We start from the raw sequence: 19802 nt of genomic DNA, 5'->3' as shown, positions 1-19802 counted from the left end.
CCTGACCTGCGATTTCAGGCGGTCGCGGGCGACCTCGAAGCGGTCCGGGCGCGCTCGGCCGGCACCGTCGCCCGCACGAGCTCGCGCGCGTCCGGCAGATCGCGGCAGCGCTCGAGCAGCGCGAGCAGCTTTTTCGCGCCCGGCTCGCCGAGGACGCGGCCCGCACAATCGAGAAACTTCTCGACGCGGTCTTCGCGCGTCATCGGCGCGGCGGGCGACCCCGGCACCTTGTCCACGCGCATCTCGAAGCGGCCGCGCTTGGTGTCGATCGCGACGTCGTTGTAGCCGACGACTCCGGAGAACACGCCGCTCGGATCTTCGATGCGATAGCGCCGCGCCTTCGCCATCATCGCGCGCGCCTCGGGACGCTGCACCATCGCGTCGGTGAACGTTTCGAGGCCGAGCTTGCCGTCGAGCACCGTCGCCGCGGCGACGTACTCGATGCTGAACTTGCCTTCGAGGCCCGTCGTGGGGTTGGTGCTGACCAGCGCGGTATCGGCGCCCGGCGGGAAACCGATCTCGATGGCGGTCACTTCATCGGGTTTGATGCCGTGCTTCGCGATGAGCTCGAGCATGCCGCCGATCGGGCGGTGGTTGCAGTAGCAGCACGCCCAGCGTTTCACGTAGATGCCCGGATCGGTCATCTCCCACGGCTTGCCCAGCTTGTCGACGACTTCGGCGAGCGGCACGCCGGCGCTGCCGTAGGTGTCGATCACGTTGTTCTTCCCGTCGAAGATCGATTCGTCGGCGGTGAAGCCGTGTTTCGCCATCCACGCCGAGAGCACACCCACGCGCGCCGCGTGGCCGGCATGGAACGGTTTGGTCATCGTGCCGAAGTTGCGAATGAGCCCGCTCATCTGCGACGCCGCGAGGCCGAACGCGTTGCGCATCTGTTTGACGTCGAGCTTCCACACTCTCCCCGCCGCGGCGGTGCACGAGAACGCTCCGCCCGTCGCGGTCGAATGCCATCCCCGGCTGTAGTGACCGTGGCCCAGTGCGCGGCCGATCTTGCCCGCGACTTCGAGCCCGAGCGCGTGCGCGGCGAGCACTTCGGCGCCCGATGCGCCGACCGCTTCGGCGACGGCGAGCGCGGCCGGCACCATCGTCGGGCTCGGATGCCCGCGCAGGCTCGGCAGGCTGTCGTCGAAGTCGAGCGCGTGCGCGCACATGCCGTTGACGAACGCCGCCTCGGCAGGCGAAGTCGCGAGCGGCTGGCCCCAGAACGTGGACTGCGGCTTCGCCCCGACGTCGGCGATCCACTGCACCGCGATGTCGGCGATCGGCTCGAGCGTGCCCGCGATCGCGACGCCGATGGTGTCGATCAGCGCGTCGCGCGCGCCGTCGAGCACTTCTGCGGGGATGGTGTCGAGCGGCGTCTCGACGACGAAGCGGGCGAGTTTCTCGGTGATCATGAGTCCTCCGGTGGGCGGTCGTTATGGGTCGAGTCTACCGCCAAGACGTTTTCGACCACAAAGGACACCAAGGCGCACGGAGGCGCGCAGAGGATTCAAAGCATTCCCTCGAAGGCGGGAATCCATTCCATGCCTGGAGCATTGACACTGGATTCCGCTTGAATGACGTTTTGCTTCGCGTCCTTTGCGGTTCAAGCTTTTGCCGGATAATCGGGCCGGGCATGCACGTGCGCGCCAAGCGCCGGGCGCCATCACAACACACACGAGATACGAAGACGCACGATGATCTCCCGTAACACACCGAAAGCTCATGCATTCGCATTGATGGTCGGCGTCGCCGGCGTTCACGCGCCGGCTCACGCCCAATCGAACTACCCCACCAAGCCCATCCGCATGCTCGTCGGCTACACCCCCGCGGGACCGACCGATCTCACCGCGCGCATCGCCGCGCAGCATCTCACCGAGACCCTCGGCCAGCAGGTGATCGTCGACAATCGCCCCGGCGCCAACGGCATGCTGTCGGGAACGATGCTCTCGCGCGCGGCGCCCGACGGCTACACCATCGCGCTCGGCTCCGGCGGGGAGATGGCGATCGGTCCCAACCTCACGACGAAGATGCCGTACGACCCGACGAAAGACTTCATCGCGGTGAGCCGCATCGGCACCGCCCAGCTCGTGCTGCTGGTGAACCCGGGCGTCGCGGCGAAATCGACCGCCGAGCTCGTCGCGCTCGCGAAAGCGAAGCCGGGCACGATCAACTTCGCGTCGTCGGGGACGGGCTCCACGGCGCATCTGTCGTCCGAGCTCTTCAAGCACATGGCGGGCATCGACATCGTGCACGTGCCCTACAAAGGTGCCGGCCCCGCGCTCACCGATCTCATCAGCGGCCAGGTGCAGATGCTCATCACCGGCTACTCGGGCGCGGTGCCGCACATCAAGTCGGGCAGGCTGCGCGCGCTCGGCGTGACCGGCACCAAGCGGCTCGCGGCGGCGCCGGACATTCCGACGATCGCGGAGACGATCAAGGGTTACGAAGTGCTCGCGTGGTACGGCATCTTCACGCCGGCGAAGACGCCGAACGCAATCGTCATGCGGCTGAACAAAGAGCTCGTGGCGATGACCCGGAAACCGCAGATCGTCGAGCGCATGACCGCGCTGGGGATAGAGCCCGAAGGCAATACACCCGAGCAATTCGCGGCCCAGGTGAAAGAAGAAAAGCAGAAGTGGGGAAAGATCGTGAAGCTCGCGAAGATCCCGGTGGAGCAGTAGACCGTCATTCCCGCGAAGGCGGGAATCCATTTTCGGACCGTCATTCCCGCGACGGCGGGAATCCATTTTGGGGCCGTCAATCCCGCGAAGGCGGGAATGACGGTCGCCGCTACGCGGCCTTGGCGGCCGCGATCCGCGCCGCCTTCAGCTTCGCATCGAGGTCGCGCAGCGCGGTGCGCAAGCCCTCTTCGATCACCGGGTGGTAGAACGGCATGCGCAGCATCTCTTCGACGGTGTTGCCGTTCTGGAGCGACCAGGCGAGCAAGTGGCCGATGTGCTCCGCCGCCGGGCCGATCATCTCGGCGCCGAGGAGGCGCCCGGTCTCGATGTCGGCGTAGACGTTGAGCAGCCCCTTGTTCCGGAAGAGGATGCGCGAGCGCCCCTGGTCTTCGAAGCTCACCTGCCCCGTCGCGTAACGCCCCGGCTCGAGCGCCTCGTAGCCGCCGCCGACGATCGCGATCTGCGGGTCGCTGAACACGACGCCGAGCTGCGCGCGCCTGAACCCGCGGCTCACCGGCTTGCCCGACGCGACACGCGCCGCGTTCTCGCCCGCGATGCGCCCTTCGTCCGCCGCTTCGTGCAACAGCGGGATGAAGTTGGACACGTCGCCCGCGACGAAGATCGTGCTGTCGCCCTTCGCGCTCACGGCCTGAGTCGTCGTCGCGTCGAACACCGGCACGCCGGCGGCATCGCGATCGATCGTGGTGTTCTCCAAGCCCAGCTTCTCCACGTTCGGCACCCGCCCCGTCGCGGCGAGGACATACTCGAACCGCTCCTCGAATTCGACGCCGTGCGCGTTCCTGCGCACGATCGCGACGTCATCGCCGACGCGCTCCATCGAGACGAAGTGCGCGTCCGGCTCGAGCACCACTTCCTGCGCGAGCGCCCGGATCGTGTAGTCGCGGATCTCCGGATCGTTCACCGGACCGACGCGGCCGCCGCGCCCGAGGATGGCGACGCGCACGCCGAGACGGTGCAGCGCCTGCCCGAGCTCCAGCCCGATGACGCCGGGGCCGATCACCGCCACCGATTTCGGCAGATCGCTCCAGTCGAAGACGTCGTCGTTGATGATCAGACGATCCCCGAGCTTCGCGAATGCCGCCGGATAGGAGGCGCGCGAGCCCGTCGCGATCACGACGCTTTTGGCGGTGATGCGGGTGCGGTCGTCGACGACCAGGGTGCGGTCGTTCTCGAATCGTGCGTGGCCGCGAAGGCGGTCGGACGCCGGGATCTTCTCGATGTCCCGCGTCACGAAACCGACGAAGCGGTCGCGCTCGCTGCGCACGCGCGCCATCACCGCACGCCCGTCGACGCGCACCTCGCCCGTATGCACGCCGAAGCCTTCGGCGAGCCCGGCGTGGTGCACCGCTTCGGCCGCCGCGATCAGCAGCTTGCTCGGCATGCAGCCGACGCGCGCGCACGTCGTACCGTATTGCCCGCTTTCGATGATCACGACGCTCGCGCCCGCGGCCTTCGCCGCGCGATACGCGGCGAGGCCGGCGGTGCCGGCGCCGACGACTGCAACGTCAACTTCGAGGGTTTTCATTTACGCCGCTTTCGATTTTTCGAAATACTTCTGCACGTCGTCCGCCGTGCCGATCAGCTTGCCGCCGACGAACACCTGCGGCCACGTGCCCGCGCCGGTCACGCCGCGCAGCGTCTTCGAGGTGACGCTGCCGCCGAGCGTGATCTCGTCGTACTGTATGCCGTTCGCGTCGAGCACCGACTTGGCGCGCGCGCAGTGCGGGCAGCCCGGCTTGGCGAAGATCACGACGGGCTCGGGCGCCTTCGCTTTCGGGTCGATGTAGTTGAGCATCGTGTCGGCGTCCGACACTTCGAACGGGTCGCCCGGCTTCTGCGGCTCGATGAACATCTTGTCGATCACACCGTCCTTCACCAGCATCGAGTAGCGCCACGAGCGCTTGCCGAAACCGAGGTCGGCCTTGTCCACGAGCATGCCCATGCCTTCGGTGAACTCGCCGTTGCCGTCGGGGATCACGGTGATGTTCTCCGCTTCCTGGTCGCGCTTCCACGAGTTCATCACGAACGCATCGTTGACCGAGATGCAGACGATCTCGTCCACCCCTTTGGCCTTGAGCGTCGAGGCGAGCTCGTTGTAGCGCGGAAGGTGCGTGCTCGAGCACGTCGGGGTGTAAGCGCCCGGCAGCGAGAACACCGCCACGGTCCTGCCCTTGAAGAGGCTGTCGGTCGTGACTTCTTTCCACTGGTCGTTGTCGCGCGTCTTGAACGTGACGGTCGGGACGCGTTTGCCTTCGAGCTGTTGTGCGGTGGGGAGCATCGGTCTATTCCTTTGTGGAGTGAGCATCTTGCGATGACGTGCAAGATACAGACGCGTCTTGCGCGTGACCAATTGAATGTCGTCATTGGAGCGATAGGGAAAACCTAGCGCCCCGCGTCTACAATGGCGCGATGGGTTACCGCTACATCGAGGCACGGCCGATCGCCGGTGCGCTCGGCGCGGAGATCGAAGGTGTCGACGCGGCCAGGCCGCTCGCGCCGGAGGTGACCGCCGAGATACGCCGGGCGTGGCTGGACCACCTCGTGATCTTTCTGCGCGACCAGCAGCTCACGCCCCAGGCGCTCGTCGCGTTCGCGCGCGCGTTCGGCGAGCCGATGGAATACCCGCAGCTCAAGGGTCTCGCCGAGTGTCCTTTGGTCACGCCGGTGATCAAGCTCCCGCACGAGCGCGTGAACTTCGGCGGCGTGTGGCATTCGGACACGACCTATCTCGAAAGACCGCCGATGGCGAGCATGCTCTACGCGGTGGAGACGCCGCCGCACGGCGGCGACACGCTGTTCGCCAACCAGTACCTCGCCTACGAGACCCTGTCCGAAGGATTGCAAGCCACGCTCGATCGCCTGATCGGCGTCAGCACGTCGACCAGGGCGGAAGTCTCTAGGACGCGCGAAGACCGGCTGCGCGACGCGGGCGCGACCCTGAAAGCGCTGAGCAGCGAGCACCCGGTGGTGCGCACGCATCCCGAGACCGGGCGCCGTGCGCTCTACGTCAACGTGGCGCACACCAGCCACTTCAAAGGCTGGAGCGAAGCGGAAAGCGCGCCGCTGCTCGATTACCTGCACGCGCACCAGGTCAGGCCCGAGCTCACCTGCCGCTTCCAGTGGCGGCCCGGCTCGCTCGCGTTCTGGGACAACCGCTGCGCGCAGCACAACCCCGTCAACGACTATCACGGCTACAAACGCGTCATGCACCGAGTCACGCTCGCGGGCGACCGGCCGGTATAACCCTCGGGAGTCCTGAATGGCGTCCGAACGCCTCCACAGCATCTGGTTCACCCTGGCGAACATCGCGCGTTTCCTGTTCTGGGCGCTGCTCGTCTTCGTCGTCGTCATGGTGATCTTCGGGCGCTCCGCGGATCTGCAGGGCGCGCGCAACGCCTTGCTCGAGGAATTCCAGGCCGAGCGCAAGACGCGCGTCATCGCGATGATCCACCGGCAGGAGAGCGCGAGCGTGCTCGGCGTGCCGCTCGCGAGCCACATCGACATCGAGGACTCGGAGGCGGTGCTGCGTGCGATCCGGCTCACGCCGCCCGACCAGCCGATCGACCTCATCCTGCACACGCCGGGCGGCCTCGTGCTCGCGGCCGAGCAGATCGCCAAGGCGCTCGCGGAGCGCAAGGCGAAAGTGACGGTGTTCATCCCGCACTACGCGATGAGCGGCGGCACGCTGATCGCGCTCGCTGCGGACGAGATCGTGATGGACGCGAACGCGGTGCTCGGACCGGTCGATCCGCAGATCGGCGACGCCCCCGCCGCATCGATCCTGCGCGTGCTCGAAGTGAAGAAGCCCGAGGACATCGACGATTCGACCATCATCCTCGCCGACATCGCGTCCAAGGCGCGGGTGCAGGTCGCCACCTTCGTCGCGCAGATTCTCGCCAAGCACTTCCCCCAGGACAAAGCGGAGCAGACCGCCATCGCGCTCAGCGAGGGGCGCTGGACCCACGATTTCCCGATTCCGGTCCAGATGGCGCGGCAGATGGGGCTCAACGTGAGCACCGAGATGCCGCTCAAGGTCTACCAACTCATGGACCTCTATCCCCAGGCGGACACGCAGCGTCCGTCGGTCGTTTATGTTCCGACGCGCAACACGCCGGAGCGACCCAAGGGCCAGGCGCCGACGACGCCGCCCGCACCCACCCAGTAAAGGAGCAAGACGATGGACAAACCGGTCGACGGCAACAACCTGCCGAGCGAGGTCGGCAATCGCATCATCGACAAACCCGAGCTGCCGACGCAGGGCGTGACCACCGACAACGAGGTCTACACCGAGTTCGTCGCGATGGAAGGGCAACTCAAGCGCGGGACGTTCGGCGACTTCGAGGTCTTCAGCGACGAGGCCGCGCGCATCGGCGGCAGCGGCAAGCACCCGTCGCCGATGACTTACATGGCGATGGGGGTCGGCTTCTGACTGCTCACCCAGGTTGCGCGGTACGCGCACATGATGAAGATGAAGGTGAGCAAGGCGAGCTGCAAAGTGAGATTTCGGAAGTTTCTCGGCGGCTCGGTGATCAAAGGGACCGTCTACAACCGCTGGGACGGCGTCGACACGCACCTATCGCTCGAAAGCGACGAGCCGGCCGACAAGCTCGCTCACCTCATCAGGAACGCCAAGGCGGGCTGCTTCGCGGAAGGACTGATCACGCAGGCGGTGCCGTTGAACGGCACGGTGGAGGTCAACGGCAAGGCTTTCGAGATGGAATGACGTAGCGCCGAACTGTGCGACACGGGATCGCCGCGTCGCGCTGACGCGCTCCTCGCGATGACGTCATTGCGAGGAGCGGCCGCGACGAAGCAATCTCGGGCGCTCGAATTACTTCTTCATCCCCGAGACCGGCGGCTTGATCGCGCCGCAGTCCGCCGACAGCCACTTCCCGCTCGACTCCATGTTCATCGTCTGCGGCCTGCCCTCGACCTTGCTGTTGACCACCATCTTCATGGTGTAGGCCTCGGATCCCTGATAGGTGATCTGCCCTTCCGCGGTCGAGGGCGGGTTGGTGCATTGCACGGTGAACTTCATCGTGTTGCCGCTCTTCGACTGCGAGGTCTGCCTGCAGTCGCCTTTCTGTTGCGGCATCTCGTGCCTGTCGATCATCTCCCTGGTCATGCAGGTCTTGATGCTCATCCCGCCGCCTGCCCCGCCCATCTGCACGCCGTGCTTGGCCATCATCTCCTGCATCATCTTTTTCTGCTCGGGCGACATGTTGGCCATCTGGGCCTGCATCTTCGCCTGCGCCTCGGCCGCCTGGCTGCCGGCGGCGCCCTGGTTCTTGTGCGTGATCTCCCACAGGCCGGGTTTCATCGACTGCGCCGATGCGGCGGCCGGACATGCGATGGCGAGCGCGGCGAGCGCGTAGCGGATTTTCATTCGTATCTCCCTGTTATCGATCCGACCGTCATTCTGCCTTACGCGAGCCTCGGTTGTGGCGTGGACCACAGGACCGACAGAGCGGCGGCGGCGAACGTGAGCACCGCCCCGATCGCGGCGAGGAGGCCGGTGAGCTCGCGCGTCCCGGTCTCGCGGATCGCGCGGTGGCCGAGGCGCTCGTAGACCTTGTGCACCTTCTTCGCGTTGCGCGCGAGGAAGTATTCGCCGTCGGTGATGTCGGCGATGTCCTTCAGCGTGTCTTCCTCGAATTCGGCGTGGATCGCGGGCCAGCCCTCGACGTTCGCGACACCGCCGTAGAGCGTACCGACGCCGATGGTGTAGACGCGGATGCCGAAGGCGGCGATCAGCTTCGCCGCTTCGGTCGCCGGGACGCCCATGGTGCCGCGGCCGTCGCTGACCAGGATGATCGCGGCCGAGAGCGATCGCGCGTTCGGCGTGCGCCGCCGCACCGCCGTCGTCGAGCCTTCGGGCGGCGTGCCGGCGCCGAAGATGTCGTAACCCTGCGGCACGTCGGCGTCGGGAACGATGGTGAGCAGCGCGCCCATGAGGCCGTTGCCGAGCGCGGTGAAGCGCTGGAGCTCGAGCCGGTCGAGCGCGGTCATGACGCTCTCGCGATGCGACGTCGGCGCCTGCACCAGGTGAGCGTGCCCGCCGAACGCGACGACCGCGATCTTCACGCCCGCCGGCTGCATGCGCACGAACTGCTTCGCGGCTTCGCGCGCGGCTTCCAGCCGGGTCGGACGCACGTCGGAGGCGGCCATGCTCAGCGATACGTCCATCAGCAGCACGATCGTGGTGTCGGCCGAAGTCGAAGGCGCGAGCAGCGCGGGACGTGAGATCGAGAGGATCAATGCCGCGAGCCCGGCGAGGAATACCATCGGCGGCACGTGAGGCTTGAGCAGCGACGCGCGCGTGGTCGCTTCGCGCACCAGCGCAAACGTCGGGTAGCGCGCGCCCGGGAGCATCCTGCGGCGCAGCCGCCACAGATACCCGCCGGCGAGCACCGGCAGCGCCAACAACAGCCAGAGTGCGTGGTGCCACAGAAACTTCACAATGTGGCCTCCGGCAGTGCGTGAGGTGCTTTCACTATACCTCGCTCGGCGCGAATATAGGGGCCGTAAAAAGGGGGAGCCGACATGCCGCATCGATCCGCGATCGCGTGGTTGTATTTCTTCGTCCTTGCGGCGACGATGAGCGTTTGCGCCGCTGCGCAAATTCCGGAAGCGACGGGCCTCGTCGTCGATCAGGCGGACGTGCTGACCGAGGACCAGCGTCAAGCGCTGACGGACCGGCTGACCGCCATCCAGAAATCCGGGCGCGCGCAGATCGCGGTGCTCATCGCGAAGGACGTCGGCGGCGCCCCGCTCTCCGATTACGCGCTGCGCGTCGCCGAGAGCTGGAAGATCGGCCGCGCCGGCCGCGACGACGGCCTGCTCATCCTCATCGTGCCCTCGCCCGCCGGCGCGCGGCTCGAAGTGGGCTACGGCCTGGAAGGCGCCATACCCGACGCGCGCGCTTCGCAATGGATCGACGAGCTGTTGCCCGCGATACGCGCAGACCGGATCGCGACGGGCTTGAATCGCCTGCTCGACGAGATCGACGGGGCGCTGCCGGCGGCCGAGGCGAAACGCGAAGGATTCATACTGGACGAGCACCCCGAGTGGAAGCTTCCGTTCGTGCTCATCGTGTTCTCGCCGTTCGCGATCTTCCCGCTGTTCTTCGGGCGTTGGGGCGGCATACCGTCGGCGTTTCTCTTCGCATGCTTCATGGGCGGCGCGGCGTTGTCGCTGCAAGGCCTGCACAGCGGGATCGTCGCCGCTGCAGCCGCCTTCCCGCTGCCGCTCATGTGGATGCTCAACCACTGGGACAACCTCGAGCTGCCGGCATGGCTGCGCGGGGTGAAGCACTTCGGCAACTTCTTCGCGGTCCTGATCTTCTTCACCGTCATCAGCATCTTCGTCGGCGGCGGCCTGATGATGGCCGGCGAGATGTGGTGGCCGGGGCTGTTCTTCTCAGGCCTGCTCTCGATCGGTGTCGCGGTCTTCCTCTTCCCCGGCAAGCCCGCGGAATACCTGATGATCCTGCTGCGCAGCCTGATGCAGTTCGTATTCGTGCTGGCGCTGACTTGGACGGCGATGGGGGCGTTTACCCCGGATCCTTCGCGGCTCGCGTTCTCGACGGCGGGGCTCGTCACCGCGCTGACCGCCGTCGGGCTGTATCTGGGCAGCCGCGAGGAGCTCGGCCACCGCTGGCGCGGCCGGCGGCTGTCGCTGGTGTTCTACAGCCTCGCGCTGCTGGTCGCGCTGCCGTTCGCGCTGCTGGCGCTCTTCCTCGCCGTGGGCGGCGAGGATGCGCAGAACCAGCTCGTGCAGGCCGCGGCGGGCGGAGGCTCGCTCGCCGTCATCCTCGGCATCGCCGCGCGCGTGGGGCTCATCGCGGTGGTGAAAGTGGGCCTGGGCGGACTGTTCGGCGGCGGGGGTGCGGGGCGCAGCGACTAGGGGTTAATCTCGTAAACTCGGGCTACCCATCAGACCGAGGTTACCGATGTCGCTGAACCACAAGCTCGTGCACGTCGAGGACGTCACTCCCGAGAACATGAAGAAAGGCGAAGGCTGGGCGATCTCCGAGTTCCGCCTGCCGATCACCGGCGCCGACGGCAGCGCGACGACGCTGTTCCATTCGATCTTCCGTCCCGGCTCGACGCACAACAAGCACCTGCACAGCCGCTGCGACGAGATCGCGGTGTATCTCAAGGGTCACGGCATCGTCGGGCAGTCCGACGAGCGCACCGAGGTCGGCCCCGGCGCGTGCCGCATGATGCCCAAGGGCTCGGCGCACTTCTTCCACAACGAGACCAAGGACGAGGACGGTCTCGTCATCGGCTGGTACGTCGGCGCGAAGGACGTGAAGGACACCGGCTACGCGTTCGCGGGCGCGGTGGAGCAAGCGGACCTCGAGATGCCGCGGCGCAAGGGGCTCGGGCAAGGGATTCTGCTGAACGTCGCAGACGTGAAGCCGTTGGCCGCCTCAGGCAAGAATGCGCCGAACCTGAAGGATTTCCGCCTGCCCATCGGCCGCCACAACGGCAGCGATGCCGCGCTGTACTGGGCGAAGCTCCAGCCCGGTGAGTCGCACCACAAGCACCGCCTCGACAACGCCGAAGAGCTGTACTACGTCGTCAGCGGCCGCGGCATCGCCGGTGCGGGTGCCGAGCGTGCCGACGTCCGCGCCGGCCATGTCGGCTTCGTCGGCAAAGGCGTGGAGCGTTACGTGACCAACACCGGCGCCGAGCCCCTGGAGATCATCGGCGTCTACACCGGCGCCGGCAGTCTCGAAGACGCGGGGTACGCGTACGTCGGCGAGGCTGGGTAACGGACGCTCCGGAATTGCTTCGTCGCTGTCGCTCCTCGCAATGACGTCATCGCGAGGAGCGCGTCAGCGCGACGTGGCGATCCCGTGGCGCACGTCCTACTGGAGAAACCCGCCCTTCACGTCTTCGTGCGATAACAATCGCACGGGCACCGCCTCGACCTTCCAGATGTCCTCGCAGTACTGCCGGATCGTGCGGTCCGACGAGAACTTACCGCAGCGCGCGGCGTTGAGGATGGACATGCGCGTCCAGCGCTCGAAGTCGACGTACGCCGCCGAGACTTCGTCCTGCGCGCGGTCGTAGGCCTCGAAATCCGCGAGCACCATGTACGGGTCGTGGTAGAGCAGGTTGTCGACGATCGGCCTGAACAGGCTCGAATCGCCGCGTGAGAAGAAGCCGTTGGCGACGAGATCGATCGCATCGCGCAGGATCGTATTCGAGGTATAGCGCTCACCCGGGTGATAGCCCTGCTTCTTGAGCGCGGCGACCTCGGTCGCCGTGAGCCCGAACAGAAAGAAGTTGTCCGCGCCGACTTCGTCGCGGATCTCGATGTTCGCGCCGTCGAGCGTGCCGATCGTGAGCGCGCCGTTGAGCGCGAACTTCATGTTGCCCGTTCCCGACGCTTCCTTGCCCGCCGTGGAGATCTGCTCCGACAGATCGGCCGCGGGGTAGACGCGCTGGCCGCTGCTCACGTTGTAGTTCGGCAGGAACACCACGCGCAGGTGCTCGCGGGCGATCGGGTCGCGTGCGATCGCGTCCGCGACCGAGTTGATGAGCTTGATGACGAGCTTGGCGAAGGCGTAGCCGGGTGCGGCCTTGCCGCCGAAGACGTAGGTGCGCGGCGGCACGTCGGTGTGCACGCCGGACTTCACGCGGATGTATTCGGCGACGATGCGCAGGATCGCGAGATGCTGCCGCTTGTATTCGTGGATGCGCTTCACCTGCACGTCGAACAGCGACTTCGGATCGATGGGCATGCCGGTGCGTGCGCGCACGTACGCCGCGAACTCTTCCTTGTTCGCGCGCTTGACCGTGCGCCAGCGCTCGCGGAAGGCAGGATCGTCCGCGAAGCCCTCGAGCCCGATGAGCTGGTCGAGGTCGCGCACCCAGTCCTCGCCGACCGTGTCGGCGATGAGCTGCGACAACCGCGGGTTCGCGAGCGCGATCCAGCGTCGCGGCGTGACGCCGTTGGTCTTGTTCCTGAACTTGTGCGGCCATAGCTGGTGGAAATCGCTCAAGACGTCCTGCGTGAGCAGCTCCGAATGCAGCTCGGCGACGCCGTTGATCGCGTGCGAGCCCACGCACGCCAGGTGCGCCATGCGCACGTAGCGCTCGCCGCTCTCGTCGATGAGCGACATGCGGCTCATGCGCTCCTCGTCGTAGGGGAAGCGCTCGCGCGCCTCGTCCAGGAAGCGCGCGTTGATGTCGTAGATGATCTCGAGGTGCCGCGGCAAAAGGCGGGCGAACAGCGGCAGCGGCCAGCACTCGAGCGCCTCGGGCAGCAGCGTGTGGTTGGTGTAGCCGAAGCTCTTCCGGACGATCGCCCACGCGTCGTCCCACTCGACGCCGTTCTCGTCGACGAGGAGCCGCATGAGCTCGGCGACCGCGATCGCCGGATGCGTGTCGTTCAACTGCACCGCGAACTTCTCGTGGAACCGCTCGATCGGTATGCGCTGGCCGCGCATGATGCGCAGCATGTCCTGCAGCGAGCACGAGACGAAGAAGAACTGCTGCTCGAGCCTCAGCTCCTTGCCGCGCACCGCGTCGTCGTTGGGATAGAGCACCTTGGTGAGGTTCTCCGAGACGACCTTCGCGCTCACCGCACCGTAGTAATCGCCGCGGTTGAACACTTCGAAGTCGAACGACTCGACGGCCTCGGCGCGCCACAGCCGCAGCGTGTTGGCGGTGTTGTTGTGATAGCCGAGGATCGGCGTGTCGTACGGCACGCCGACGACGACGCGCTCGGGCATCCAGCGCACGCGCCAGCGCCCCGTCTCGTCGGTCCAGCGCTCGGTGTGGCCGCCGAAGCGCACCTCGACCGCCCACTCGGGACGCGCGACGTCCCACGGCGTGCCGTAGCGCAGCCACTTGTCGGTGCGCTCGACCTGCCAGCCGTCGACGATCTCCTGCTCGAAGATGCCGTACTCGTAGCGGATGCCGTAGCCGAGCGCGGGAATCTCGAGCGTCGCGAGCGAATCGAGGAAGCACGCGGCGAGGCGGCCCAGGCCGCCGTTGCCCAGCCCCGGCTCTTCCTCCTGCTCGAGCAGCGTGTCGAAATCCAGCCCGAGCTCGGTCATCGCCTGCTGCACTTCGGCGTAGATGCCGAGGTTGACCAGGTTGTTGCCGAGGTGCGGCCCGATCAGGAATTCGGCCGAGAGATACGCCACGGTGCGCGATTTCTCCTCGGTGTACTCCGCCGCGGTGCTGACCCAGCGCTGGAGCAGGCGGTCGCGCACCACGTACGCGAGCGCCAGATAGCAGTCGCGCTGGGTGGCGAGGGCCGGAAACTTGCCCTGCATGTAGAACAGGGCGTCGAGAAAAGCGCGCTTCAGCGCTTCCTTGTTGAGCCCGGTACGGTCGCCTTCGGAAGTGTCGGCGACCTCGCCATGGGCGTGATAGTCGTTCGGCATTTGCATTCTGCGGGCGTGAAACCCAAGAGCGCGCGCAAGAAACGTGCGCGGCCCGTGCGCGCTGCGATGCAGCACGGCGGCGGCGCAGACGCCGCCGCCGTGCGCGATTACGCGCTCATTCCCACAACCGCTCGGGGAGCGGCAGCCCGGCGAGGTCCTGCGCGGTGAGCGGCCGGTCGGGCGTGATGCCCATGCGCTCGAGCACTGCGGCAAGCTGGCGGCAGTGCTGCGCCGAGTGCCACGTGATGCGCTCGTACACACGGTGGCCGCCGGTGTCGCCGTAGTAGGTGTTCAGCACTTTCGACAACGCCTTGTCGTCGAGATTCGCCCACCATTGCTGGTAGCGTTTCTGGATGCTCTCGCCGAAGCGCGCGACGTCGTCCGGCGTCACCATCTCCCCGGGCGGCTCGTTGTCGGCAATCTTCACGGAATACTCCGCGCCGTCCCACGTCTCGAGGAACGCTTCTCCGATGCGGAAGATGTGATAGCACATCGTGCGGATCGGGCGCTCGCGATTGGGAATGACCTGCTCGCGGAAGCGCTCCAGCGGGAACTGCCTCGTCAAGCGCTGCGCCGCCTCGAAGATCGTCTGCTGCTTCTTGTACAGCGCTTCGGGCGACAGGCGCTCGAGCGTCTTCGGATCGATGCCGATGAACTGCGCGAACGGATCGAGCATCTGGCCGAACGCGTAGTCCTTGCCTTTGGCGAGCACCGGCACCTTGCGGATGCCGTACTTCTCGACCATGTACTCGCGGGCGCCGGGGGTGTTCAGGACGTCGATGACGGTGAAGTCCAGACCGGTTTTCGAAAGAAACTCTTTCGTTCTAAGGCAGGAGCTTCATCCCGGCTGCGTGAAATAGAGGTATTGATCGTCGCGAAATTCCATTTTCTGGACTCCTGGCGCGCATGAGAAAGGCAGCATTGTAACGCTCCGCCATTTGGGCGATGTCGCGTCCCCCTTCGCTACGCATACTCGACGCGAAAAAGGGAGGCGATCATGTCCCAGGCGGGCAAGGAAGGCAGCGGGTTTCCGTTCACCGGGCTGGCCGCCGTGCTGCTGCTCGCGCTTGGCGTCGCGGTCCAGCAACTCCCGCTGGAAGTGACACGGCCGTCCCCGTCACACGTGCTGCGGGAAGGCTACCCCACGCTGCAGAAAGTGCCGGCCCGGCTGTGGGAAGACCCTTTCGACGCCATCGCGGGCCAGACGCGACGCGGCGGCGAACAGTCCGCAGGCAAAGCTCGCCCGCGCGAAACGCTGCTGACCGATGTCAGCAGCGAAATCGAAAAACTCGGCCGAAAAGCACAGTGCGTCTCCATCATGCCGGTGACGGTGTTCGGCGGACCGTTCGGCGAGTACTCCGAAGTACGTCGACGTACGCGGCACGCCGTCGTTTCGGGGCTGCTGCGCTCGGGTTTCTCGGCCCTGGACGAGGATCACCTCGGCTACGTTCGCATCGGCAACGACCCCGGGGACGGACCCGAAGTGCTGTCGCAGGTCATTCCTTTCGAATGGTTCGAGCGCAAAGCGGCCGATGCGCCGAACCAGGCATGGCGCCGTCTCGAATCGTGCGAGCACAAGGAGAGGGTATTGCTGCTGTGGCTGGATGAAGACAATCTGTTCGAATCGCCGCTTCGGAAAATCATGAGCATTACGGAGAAGTTCGCGCGCTACAGCGCGGACATCGACCGCGTGCGCCTGATCGGACCGGCCGGCTCCCGGACGCTGGAAGAAATGGTGTCCGAGCTCAACCGGTACGAGCAGCCCAAACCCGCGGCGCCCATGGACATCGCCGCGGCCTTCGTACGCGCCGCTTATGCACCCCGGGACGGTAGCGGCGCGAATGGCAACGGCGGCGCCGACACTGAATCTTCGCGCGGCACGCGCCGCGAGCCGCTGTGGACTTACGGCGCGCCGCTCGAGATCTTCGTGTGGGGCGCGACGACGCCGCCGGACGAAATCAAGGGCAGCGCCGATCGGCCGGCCGCTCTGCAATTCGCAAACAACGGCATCAGCATCGTGCGCGCGGCCGCCGACGATCTGTCAGTGATCAGGCGAATCAAGCCGGAGCTCGAGCAACGCGGCGTCGTGCTCGGCCGCGATCCCATCGCGCTCGTCTCCGAGTCGGAAACCTCTTACGGGCGTCAGCTCACATCGCTGATCAAGAAAGAAGTGTTGATCAGCGCGCGCGCGGTAGCAGATCGGCCGCAGCAGGTGAAGGAAGGCGATCTCGTGCTCGGCTTCAACTATTTCCGCGGGCTCGACGGGGAAACCGCATTCGCGGCGGCACAGGGTGCGCAGGCCCGCAGCGAGAAGGACGAGAAGCGCAAAGCGAGCGAGCGTGGAGAAACCTCGAGCGGCCTGGCACAGCTCGACTACGCCCGGCGCATCGCGGCTGCCGTGCGGGAGCGGCATAACGAGCTGCGCAGCCTCGGCTCGAAAATCGGCGCCATCGGCATACTCGGCACCGATTTCTACGACAAGTCGCTCCTGCTGCAGGCACTGAAGAAGGAGATGCCGCAGGCGGTCTTCTTCACCACCGATCTCGACGCCCGGATGACCGACGAGAACCAGACACGCTGGTCACGCAACCTCCTGGTATTCTCGGGACTCGGCCTGTCACTGCACCCGTCGCTGCAGGGCGGCATCGGTCCGTTCCGGGACGCCTATCAGACCTCCGCCTTCCTCTCGACTCTGCTCGCCGTCAACATGCGGCAGCAGCATCCTGCGTCACAGCGGCCGTCGGACCGCGACGGCATCATCCATGCCGTAGAGGCGAGCACCCTGCTGGCGGAGCGCGTGGCCCCGCGGGCATACGAAGTCGGTACGCGCGAGTTCTTCGACTACGGCCCGGCAGTCAGCGCCAATCACGTTGCGGAAGTCCAGGACGACGACTGCTCGGCTTTCAACGTTCAGAAGTGCCGCACGCTGTATCCGAAGGTTTCCCGGTTCGTGCAGCTCGAAGGGGTGCGCAGCCTGCTCTGCGCGGCCTTGATATTGCTCGGCGCCGCAGGCCTGGTATACACGACGAGCCGCTTCGCGCGAGACAAGTTCGGCGACGCCTACGCGCGCATCCGCAATCCGGTGCTGGCGATGATCGTCGCGTCCTTCGTCGCCCTCGCGCTGTGGGGATTGGTGCTGGCGTGGAACGACAGCATCGTTCGCGAGCCGTTCCGCTGGGCCGAAGGCTACAGCGCGTGGCCGAGTCTGATGCTGCGCTATCTCGCCGCGCTGCTGTCGGTGTGGTTTCTCTATGCGGTGGTCAAGGACCACAAGCACATGATCGAGGTCCTCGGAAAGTTCGGTCTGCCGACAGAGCCGGACACGAAGGACACGACGGCGGTGCCGTGGTGGCTGACGAGAGCGAGGCAACTGCTGTCGGACGGTTCTTACCTGCGAAGAATCGACTGGTCCATCCTCCGGTGGGCAAGGCAGCGACCGGAAGGACCGGTCAACGCGGTGGAAGTGACCCGGGATTATCTCGTGCTGGCAAGCGCCGAGCGCAGGTGGGACCGCCTGTGGCCCGTCGTCTCCTGCTACGTTATCTTCGGTATGTCGCTGGTGCTGCTCTGGGACGAACCCGGCAATCCCGTACGCGGCGCGGGCACGCGCGCGTTCTCTCTCACGCTGCTCGTGATCTACATAGCGGCCTACTCGTTCCTGCTGTTCGCCGTCGTGGACGCCGTGCGGCTCTTCGACGCGTTCGTCGAAAAGCTCATGGTCGCGGACACGAAGTACGCGCCCGCGACCCTGCAGACCTTCCGGGCCGAGCTCAACCTGCGCGAGGACCCGCTCGTCGATCGGTACCTGGCCGATTGGCTCGACATCAAGCTCTTCGCCGAGCAGACCGAATCGACGATATCGCTGGTGTACTTTCCATTCGTAATCCTGGCGATCTGGCTCATAGGCCGCAGCCAGCTGTTCGACGCGTGGTATACACCCCCTTCGCTTGCGATCATCTTCCTGCTGGGCGCGCTGTACACGGCTTTCGCCACGCTCAGGCTGCGCAAGACGGCTGAACGCGCGCGCTCCACGGCGGTGGACAGCATGACCCGACTGCTCGTGGGCATCCGCGGCCGCGTCGCCGAGGCGATCGACGTGCCGGCCGACGACCTGCAGGTCTGGGCCGGCCTCAATGCGCGCAGGGCCGCAGAAGACCGCAAGAACGAGCATCTGATGATGCAGCTCGGCCTCATGCTCGAGCAGGTGAAGACGATGCAGCGCGGGGCCTTCATGTCGCTCGCTCAGCAACCCCTGTGGAAAGCCGTGCTGCTCCCGCTGAGCGGCTTCGGCGGCATCGAGCTGCTGCAATACATCTGGATGGTGACGAAGTAGGCGCGGACGGTGCGGCTCACCTTGCACGCCGGAAGCACGCGTCGATATGATCGTCGACGATGCCGGTGGCCTGCATCCACGCATACACGATGACCGGTCCGACGAACTTGAAACCCCGCGCCTTGAGCGCCGCCGAGATCTCCTCCGAGAGCGGCGTTTGCGCAGGCACGTCGCGCGCGGTGCGCCTTCTTTTGACGATCGGCTTTCCACCGGCAAAGCTCCATACGAAGGTCGAAAAGTCCTCCCCCGCCTCCTGCATCGCCAGGTAAGCGCGGGCGTTTCCCACCGTCGCCTCGATCTTGGAGCGCGAGCGGATGATGCCCGCATCCTTGATCAGCCGCTCGACGTCGCGCTCACCGTAGCGGGCGATGCGCGCGGGGTCGAAGCCTTTGAATGCCTTTCGGAAAGCGTCGCGCTTCCTGAGGATGGTGATCCACGCGAGGCCCGCCTGGAAACCGTCGAGGATGAGCTTTTCCCACAGGGCGCGGCTGTCGTATTCAGGCACGCCCCACTCGGTGTCGTGATAGTCCGCGAGCAGCGGATCGTTTTGCGCCCATGCGCAGCGGTTGTTCGTCGTCATGGGCGGTATGATCACATGACGTGCGCAAAAAGGGGGACGCATGGCGACGGAGCAGACCACCGACCTGCCGCGCGAAGTCGCGCAGGCGCTCGACGATTTCGTGCTGGCGGCGCGCGATGCCTTCGGCGGCGACCTCGACTCGGTCGTGCTCTTCGGCAGCGGCGCCGAAGGCGCGCTGCGGCCGACCTCCGACGTCAACGTCGTGGTCGTGCTGTCGGCGTTCGATCCGCGCAAGGCGGCCGGGTTGCGCGGCGCCGCTCGCACCGCCCACGCCGCGGCGAACCTCGCCGCGATGTATCTCCTGCGCGACGAAGTGCCGGCGGCCGCGGAAGCCTTCGCTCAGAAGTTCGCCGACATCGGGCGGCGGCATCGCGTGCTCTACGGCGACGATCCTTTCGCGACCCTCGCCGTCCCGCGCGACGCACTGATCAGGCGCCTGCACCAGGTGCTGCTCAATCTCACGCTGCGGCTGCGGGCCGCATACGTCGAACGCGGCTTGCGCGAAGAGCAGCTCGCGCACGTCATCGCGGACTCGGCCGGGCCGCTGCGCACCTGCGCGGCCAACCTGCTCGCGCTCGAAGGCGGTTCGGTGGCGTCGCCCAAGGCGGCGCTGGAGCAACTCACGCAGCGCCTGGGCGAAGATTGGAGCGGGACGCTCGCGGACATCACGCGCGCGCGCACCGGCGAGGCGCTCGCGCCGGGCGTCGCGGAGCGCACCCTGGTGCGCCTCATCGATCTCGCCGAGCGCATGCGCGCCCGCGCGCGCGAGCTGCGCTGAGC

16 protein-coding genes and 1 pseudogene are annotated in these 19802 nt (G+C 66.4%); 8 read left to right on the top strand and 9 right to left on the bottom strand.

What is annotated here, in order from left to right; translation table 11 throughout:
• Positions 1-14 precede the first annotated feature (14 nt).
• Positions 15-1412: an MmgE/PrpD family protein gene (locus VHP37_02345; GenBank protein HEX2825163.1), complete on the bottom strand. Its 1398-nt coding sequence runs from the start codon at positions 1410-1412 to the stop codon at positions 15-17.
• 282 nt (positions 1413-1694) lie between these two features.
• Between VHP37_02345 and VHP37_02340 the strand changes: the two genes are divergently transcribed.
• On the top strand, positions 1695-2681 hold the full coding sequence (locus VHP37_02340; protein ID HEX2825162.1) for a tripartite tricarboxylate transporter substrate binding protein: 987 nt from the start codon (positions 1695-1697) through the stop codon (positions 2679-2681).
• A gap of 109 nt (positions 2682-2790) precedes the next feature.
• On the opposite strand, the gene VHP37_02335 is transcribed toward VHP37_02340, so the two are convergent.
• Positions 2791-4227: a dihydrolipoyl dehydrogenase gene (locus VHP37_02335; GenBank protein HEX2825161.1), complete on the bottom strand. Its 1437-nt coding sequence runs from the start codon at positions 4225-4227 to the stop codon at positions 2791-2793.
• Positions 4228-4980 carry a glutathione peroxidase gene (locus VHP37_02330; GenBank protein ID HEX2825160.1) on the bottom strand — a complete coding sequence of 251 codons (753 nt, stop codon included), beginning with the start codon at positions 4978-4980 and terminating at the stop codon, positions 4228-4230.
• Positions 4981-5111: 131 nt separating this feature from the next.
• On the opposite strand from VHP37_02330, the gene VHP37_02325 reads away from it, so the two are divergent.
• Genes VHP37_02325 through VHP37_02315 form a run of 3 tightly spaced genes read left to right on the top strand, consistent with a single transcriptional unit; the run spans position 5112 to position 7425 of the window.
• Positions 5112-5945 carry a TauD/TfdA family dioxygenase gene (locus tag VHP37_02325; protein HEX2825159.1) on the top strand — a complete coding sequence of 278 codons (834 nt, stop codon included), beginning with the start codon at positions 5112-5114 and terminating at the stop codon, positions 5943-5945.
• A 16-nt stretch (positions 5946-5961) separates the two neighbouring features.
• Complete coding sequence (locus VHP37_02320) at positions 5962-6867, top strand: ATP-dependent Clp protease proteolytic subunit (GenBank protein HEX2825158.1); 906 nt, start codon at positions 5962-5964, stop codon at positions 6865-6867.
• Between the two features lie 12 nt (positions 6868-6879).
• A complete protein-coding gene (locus VHP37_02315; GenBank protein HEX2825157.1) occupies positions 6880-7425 on the top strand; it encodes an OsmC family protein in 546 nt (181 codons plus the stop codon).
• A gap of 108 nt (positions 7426-7533) precedes the next feature.
• Here VHP37_02315 and VHP37_02310 read toward each other — a convergent pair whose 3' ends face one another.
• Together VHP37_02310 and VHP37_02305 are read right to left on the bottom strand one after the other, a co-directional pair.
• Positions 7534-8088 (bottom strand): DUF3617 domain-containing protein, encoded by a 555-nt coding sequence (locus tag VHP37_02310; protein ID HEX2825156.1) that lies wholly within the window; start codon positions 8086-8088, stop codon positions 7534-7536.
• A 38-nt stretch (positions 8089-8126) separates the two neighbouring features.
• Positions 8127-9161 carry a VWA domain-containing protein gene (locus tag VHP37_02305; GenBank protein ID HEX2825155.1) on the bottom strand — a complete coding sequence of 345 codons (1035 nt, stop codon included), beginning with the start codon at positions 9159-9161 and terminating at the stop codon, positions 8127-8129.
• An 84-nt stretch (positions 9162-9245) separates the two neighbouring features.
• Here VHP37_02305 and VHP37_02300 point away from each other — a divergent pair, with 84 nt between their 5' ends.
• Positions 9246-10607, top strand: coding sequence for a TPM domain-containing protein (locus VHP37_02300; protein ID HEX2825154.1), 1362 nt, complete (start codon positions 9246-9248; stop codon positions 10605-10607).
• 46 nt (positions 10608-10653) lie between these two features.
• Positions 10654-11481, top strand: a complete 828-nt coding sequence (locus tag VHP37_02295; GenBank protein ID HEX2825153.1) for a cupin domain-containing protein — start codon at positions 10654-10656, stop codon at positions 11479-11481.
• A 96-nt stretch (positions 11482-11577) separates the two neighbouring features.
• Here VHP37_02295 and VHP37_02290 read toward each other — a convergent pair whose 3' ends face one another.
• The 3 genes and pseudogenes from VHP37_02290 to VHP37_02280 form a co-directional block, all read right to left on the bottom strand.
• The gene (locus VHP37_02290; GenBank protein HEX2825152.1) at positions 11578-14109 is read right to left on the bottom strand and encodes a glycogen/starch/alpha-glucan phosphorylase; all 2532 of its coding nucleotides are present in this window, start codon (positions 14107-14109) and stop codon (positions 11578-11580) included.
• A gap of 115 nt (positions 14110-14224) precedes the next feature.
• The gene (locus tag VHP37_02285) at positions 14225-14785 is read right to left on the bottom strand and encodes a DinB family protein (GenBank protein ID HEX2825151.1); all 561 of its coding nucleotides are present in this window, start codon (positions 14783-14785) and stop codon (positions 14225-14227) included.
• Positions 14786-14824: 39 nt separating this feature from the next.
• Positions 14825-14929 (bottom strand): annotated as a pseudogene (locus tag VHP37_02280) (glutaredoxin domain-containing protein).
• Between the two features lie 231 nt (positions 14930-15160).
• On the opposite strand from VHP37_02280, the gene VHP37_02275 reads away from it, so the two are divergent.
• Positions 15161-18442, top strand: a complete 3282-nt coding sequence (locus VHP37_02275; GenBank protein ID HEX2825150.1) for a hypothetical protein — start codon at positions 15161-15163, stop codon at positions 18440-18442.
• A 16-nt stretch (positions 18443-18458) separates the two neighbouring features.
• Here VHP37_02275 and VHP37_02270 read toward each other — a convergent pair whose 3' ends face one another.
• Positions 18459-19022, bottom strand: coding sequence for a DNA-3-methyladenine glycosylase I (locus VHP37_02270; GenBank protein HEX2825149.1), 564 nt, complete (start codon positions 19020-19022; stop codon positions 18459-18461).
• A 40-nt stretch (positions 19023-19062) separates the two neighbouring features.
• On the opposite strand from VHP37_02270, the gene VHP37_02265 reads away from it, so the two are divergent.
• Positions 19063-19800 carry a hypothetical protein gene (locus VHP37_02265; GenBank protein ID HEX2825148.1) on the top strand — a complete coding sequence of 246 codons (738 nt, stop codon included), beginning with the start codon at positions 19063-19065 and terminating at the stop codon, positions 19798-19800.
• Positions 19801-19802 lie beyond the last annotated feature (2 nt).

It is taken from the genome of Burkholderiales bacterium, assembly GCA_036262035.1.
Lineage (GTDB): Bacteria > Pseudomonadota > Gammaproteobacteria > Burkholderiales > SG8-41 > JAQGMV01.
Note: the sequence above shows the minus strand (reverse complement) of the source record. Positions and strands in the feature narration are given on the sequence as shown.

Coding starts and splice junctions, on each gene's coding strand:
- VHP37_02345 (HEX2825163.1), bottom strand. CDS start 1,412: ATGATCACCGAGAAACTCGCCCGCTTCGTCGTCGAGACGCCGCTCGAC.
- VHP37_02340 (HEX2825162.1), top strand. CDS start 1,695: ATGATCTCCCGTAACACACCGAAAGCTCATGCATTCGCATTGATGGTC.
- VHP37_02335 (HEX2825161.1), bottom strand. CDS start 4,227: ATGAAAACCCTCGAAGTTGACGTTGCAGTCGTCGGCGCCGGCACCGCC.
- VHP37_02330 (HEX2825160.1), bottom strand. CDS start 4,980: ATGCTCCCCACCGCACAACAGCTCGAAGGCAAACGCGTCCCGACCGTC.
- VHP37_02325 (HEX2825159.1), top strand. CDS start 5,112: ATGGGTTACCGCTACATCGAGGCACGGCCGATCGCCGGTGCGCTCGGC.
- VHP37_02320 (HEX2825158.1), top strand. CDS start 5,962: ATGGCGTCCGAACGCCTCCACAGCATCTGGTTCACCCTGGCGAACATC.
- VHP37_02310 (HEX2825156.1), bottom strand. CDS start 8,088: ATGAAAATCCGCTACGCGCTCGCCGCGCTCGCCATCGCATGTCCGGCC.
- VHP37_02300 (HEX2825154.1), top strand. CDS start 9,246: ATGCCGCATCGATCCGCGATCGCGTGGTTGTATTTCTTCGTCCTTGCG.
- VHP37_02295 (HEX2825153.1), top strand. CDS start 10,654: ATGTCGCTGAACCACAAGCTCGTGCACGTCGAGGACGTCACTCCCGAG.
- VHP37_02290 (HEX2825152.1), bottom strand. CDS start 14,109: ATGCCGAACGACTATCACGCCCATGGCGAGGTCGCCGACACTTCCGAA.
- VHP37_02285 (HEX2825151.1), bottom strand. CDS start 14,785: ATGCTCGATCCGTTCGCGCAGTTCATCGGCATCGATCCGAAGACGCTC.
- VHP37_02270 (HEX2825149.1), bottom strand. CDS start 19,022: ATGACGACGAACAACCGCTGCGCATGGGCGCAAAACGATCCGCTGCTC.
- VHP37_02265 (HEX2825148.1), top strand. CDS start 19,063: ATGGCGACGGAGCAGACCACCGACCTGCCGCGCGAAGTCGCGCAGGCG.